The 2137-nt window shown below is 70.5% G+C and carries 2 protein-coding genes; one reads left to right on the top strand and one right to left on the bottom strand.

The genetic code is table 11. The annotated features are described in order from the left end of the window. Positions 1-1938: hypothetical protein (locus VNF71_09655; GenBank protein HVA74815.1), on the top strand; the 1938-nt coding region annotated here is incomplete at its 5' end. Here VNF71_09655 and VNF71_09650 read toward each other — a convergent pair. After that, positions 1929-2137, bottom strand: a 209-nt coding sequence (locus VNF71_09650; GenBank protein ID HVA74814.1) for a hypothetical protein, incomplete at its 5' end; no start/stop codon positions are given. The two genes, VNF71_09655 and VNF71_09650, sit on opposite strands and share 10 nt — an antisense overlap.

Raw genomic sequence — 2137 nt, 5'->3', positions numbered from 1 at the left:
GTTATCCGCGAGACCCTCGCCAAGCACGGTCCGGTCGGTGTGCAAGAGCCGCTCGTCGGAGATGGCGTCGCACCCGCTGGCGAAGGCGACGGCGAGCCTGGGCCCGATCCCGGATCGGGGGACGCCGAGGCACCGGTTGCGACCCGAGCGAACGAGCACGCCGAGGACACAGCGGTCGACGACGCAGCGGTCGACGACGCAGCGGTCGACCACGTGGCCGTCGCCGACGACGCAGGTGGACGCGCCGAGCGCACTGCGGTCGACGACGCACCCGCAGACGACGCACGCACGACGAGCGCAGCGTCGCAGAGCGCACCGGTCGATCCCGTGCGCGAGACGCCAGCGGGCGACGGGTTCGTGCCGGGCCTCGCCCGCATCGCCACCGGCGACCGCCCCTCGCGCTACGCCGGGGCGGCTCTGTTGTACCCGTACCTCGACATGGTGGGCGCCGCCGAGATCTTCTCGACGCTCACCGGCGGCCCCGCCCGCCGCTACGACGACCTGTCGGTGCTCGCCACCGCCCTCTTCGGCTTCGCCCTCGGCACCGACACCGTCGAGGGCACAAAGCACCTGCGCCGGGCCGACGCCGGCGCACTGGTCGGCGTCGACGCCATCCCCGAGATGTTGACCCTGCGGGCGCGGTTGTGCGCCCTGGCCGACGGCTCGGACCCCTTGGCGCTGCAGCGGGCCTTCGCCGCTCGCATGCTCGAGGCCGACCCACCGCTCTCGTGGGTGTACTACGTCGACGACCACTTCGTCGCCTACGCCGGGGCCGCTCCGGTGGCCAAGGGCTGGAACACCAAGCGCCGCCACGCCCAACCGGGCCGCGACGACACCGTGGTGTCCGACGACCGGGGCCGGGCGGTGGTGTTCGCCTCGGGGGAGCCCTCGGGGCTCTCTTCCACCATGCCCAGCGTCCTCGGCCAGCTGCGCGAGGTGGTCGGTGCGGGCAAGCCCATCATGGTCGGCTTCGACCGGGGCGGCTCCTACCCGGTCGCCTTCAAGGCGTGCCGGGCGGCGGGCATGGACTGGGTCACCTACCGGCGGGGCAAGCTCGCCGCGGTCACCGCCCCGGTGAAGCGCAGCTGGTGCACGCGAGGCGACCGGCGCGTGGTGGTGCGCGTCGCAGACGAGGTGGTCCACATCGCCGGCTACGGCAAGGCCCGCCAGCTCACGCTCTTCGAGCGCGGCGCCGCGGTGCTCCAGGTGCTGACGAGCGACATGACCGCTTCGGGGGCCGCCCTCGTGTGCTGGCTGCGCAGCCGGTGGACGATCGAGAACCTGTTCAAGTACGCCGAGGCCCACAACGGCATCGACTCGATCGCCAGCTACGGCATGGACATCGTCTCTGACGACCGCAAGGTCGACAACCCCGCACGCAAACAGGCCAAGGCCGTGGTCTCCCAAGCCGAGGAGGCCCTGGCAACCGCCGAGCGCGCCATGGCGCAACTGTTGTGTGACCGGGGGCTCTCCGCCGAGGAGAAGACCGCCGCCGCCGGGGAGCGCAAGCGTGGCGTCGAGGAGGCGGAGCGAGCGCTCGCAGACGCACGCGGCGCCTTGAAGGGGATCCCGGCCAAGGTCATGGCCACCGACCTCGACCCCGAGGCCAAGCGGGCCAAGCTGCGCCTCGAGCGCAGGGGGCTGCAGATGGTGTTGCGGCTGCTCGCCTTCAACGCCGAGTCGTGGACGGCCGAGCACTTCGACGCCTACCTGGAGGACCCCGACGAGTACCGGGCGATCCTGCGCCACCTGCTGCGCCTCGGGGGCAGCTTCTCCTACGAGCGGCGCTCGATCACCGTGACGCTCGAACGCCCCGACTCACCCCGGGTCGCCCGGGCGCTCGAGCTGCTGGCCGAGGAGTTGAGCGCCCGGCAGGCATGCCTGCTCGGCGACCGCAGGCCGCTTCGCTACGAGGTGGCGAAGCCCCGTCAGAATTGATCAGTCAGCGACGCTCCACCCATGGAGGTCTGAGGCTTGACGTTGACCATTGGACTACGAGGGATTTCTTCCTCGGTGACCAGCCAGTTGAAAAAGACCTTGAGCGTCCGGTGACGTAGTGCAGCTGTGTTTGGTTTGAACCTCGTCAACTGGTCAGCTTGGAATGCCTCAATATCTTCTCGACCAATGTCCCCTACAT

The organism is Acidimicrobiales bacterium, assembly GCA_035533095.1.
Taxonomy (GTDB): Bacteria; Actinomycetota; Acidimicrobiia; order Acidimicrobiales; family Palsa-688; genus DATLUM01.
The sequence above is the reverse complement of the archived record's forward strand: the minus strand, read 5'-3'. Positions and strand labels throughout refer to the sequence as shown.